The organism is Spirochaeta lutea, from assembly GCF_000758165.1.
Lineage (GTDB): Bacteria > Spirochaetota > Spirochaetia > DSM-27196 > Salinispiraceae > Spirochaeta_D > Spirochaeta_D lutea.
In genome coordinates, this window is the sequence record NZ_JNUP01000002.1 from 1 (window position 1) to 1,868 (window position 1,868).

3 protein-coding genes are annotated in these 1,868 nt (G+C 35.1%); all 3 read left to right on the top strand.

From position 1 onward, the window contains the following. Window positions 1–135 precede the first annotated feature (135 nt). Window positions 136–972 carry an NADase-type glycan-binding domain-containing protein gene (locus DC28_RS16330; protein WP_156104517.1) on the top strand — a complete coding sequence of 279 codons (837 nt, stop codon included), beginning with the start codon at window positions 136–138 and terminating at the stop codon, window positions 970–972. Between the two features lie 275 nt (window positions 973–1,247). Continuing rightward, entirely contained in the window at window positions 1,248–1,481 is a 234-nt protein-coding gene (locus DC28_RS00525) for an AbrB/MazE/SpoVT family DNA-binding domain-containing protein (protein ID WP_037544565.1), read from the top strand. Then, a complete protein-coding gene (mazF, locus tag DC28_RS00530) occupies window positions 1,475–1,813 on the top strand; it encodes an endoribonuclease MazF (RefSeq protein ID WP_037544567.1) in 339 nt (112 codons plus the stop codon). The genes DC28_RS00525 and mazF overlap by 7 nt, the downstream gene beginning before the upstream one ends. Window positions 1,814–1,868: the final 55 nt, after the last annotated feature.

Below are 1,868 nucleotides of genomic sequence, written 5' to 3' on the forward strand. Positions count from 1 at the left end.
TTTCAAGCCCCCTTACAGAGAGCACTTTTACAGAAAGAATTGTACACTACCCGGAAATGCAAGTTAAGCAAATGTTATATTGATTGTCAATATTCAGCCAACTTATGTCGGATTAATAAAGGATAGGTACAGATTATGAGAATATTTTCAACTTTAATGTTGCTGCTTATATTATCTTATTCGCACATTTTTTCGGATCAACTAAAAGGGGTAGCGATCACACCAAGTCATTATGAATGGCTATTCTTTACTGAGGAAGAAATATTCAAATACGGGGATAATAATCCTGGTTTGGGCTCATCTACTTATTCAACGCCATATTTTTATGAAGAAATGAATAAAGTCCCGTTCATCGAATTCTCTTTTGAAAGTGTAAATCGAGATGATCTACCATACTTAATAAAAGAACCAAATCAACGATGGCTAGTATTAACAGATAATACTGGTGAATTCATGTACATCTACAATGATGATTTTAGTACACCTCTGGGTTCCTCAAGAGGCTTTCAGGATATATTCGATACAAAAATGAGAATTGAAACTGGGATAATATATTCTTCTTCCTCAAGCTTGACAGAAGGTACAACCCAATATTTAGCAAGTAATCTTGGTGATTTGGAATTACGACGTCCCTGGGTTGAAGGAGTGTCGGGACAAGGTATAGGTGAGTCCGTATCAATCAAAGGAAGGAGAAGTAATGTAGCTATTCAAGCTTTTATCGTTTCAAATGGCTTTGTCTCTTTCGAAAATCCCTCACTCTATACCAGGAATTCAAGATTACGTGAAATTCGAATAATATCCGAGAATCCATTTTTTGATTTTACAGTTGAACTTGAGGATACACCATCCCTGCAAATAGTGAATCTCCCAGAGTCAACCTCGGAATTTGAAATTATTATAAATGATGTATATCCAGGATCCCAATGGCAAGACACCTGTGTAAATTTTATTTTACCTCTTGTAAACTTTTAAATAAAAAAGGATATTGGCAACAATTATATAAATCATTTATTAGCAACAATATAACAATCGCATCAACGCGATTCGCACTTTGTCATGGTTCTTGCATTCGCAAGAACACATGCCAAGCCCTTCGGGCCGTGCTCACGCGTTATGCGGTCGTTAGCTGGACTCGCTTCGCGAGCTTAAGAATTTAAATAGAAATGCACAGCTGTCACGTTTAGTTTATACATTGTATACTTGCAAAGTAAATATACATTGGATATACTTTCCTAAGGAGGCAAGGAATGCAAACTGTGATACAAAAATGGGGTAATAGTTTAGGGATTCGGATTCCAGCTTTATACACAAAAGATCTAGAACTAAAAAACGGAAGTACTGTAGAAATTTCAGAAGTAGACGGCAAATTAGTTATTGTACCTAAAAAAAATACCCTGGACGAGTTATTATCAAAAGTAACTACTGAAAATCTACACGAATCCGTGGAAACCGGTAAATCAGTTGGGAATGAAGAGTGGTAAAAAAAACATACATCCCCAATAGAGGCGATATTGTCTGGTTAGATTTTAACCCGCAATTAGGCCATGAACAAAGAGGCCGGCGACCAGCATTAGTTCTATCTCATGAAAAATATAATGAAAAAATTGGCTTAGGAATTTTCTGCCCTATTACTAGCAAAACCAAAGGATATCCATTTGAAGTTAAAATCTTTGGGAAAAAAATAAATGGATGTATACTAAGTGATCAAATAAAAAGTCTAGATTGGAAAACAAGAAATATAGAATATGTAGAAAAATCTAAAGAAGAAATTGTCGATGAAGTGCTTGAAAAAATTAAAGTGATCATTGAATAAAGAACAGCTAACAAGTGCTTCAACTTGACATTTCCTTTGTCATGAAAATTGCTAA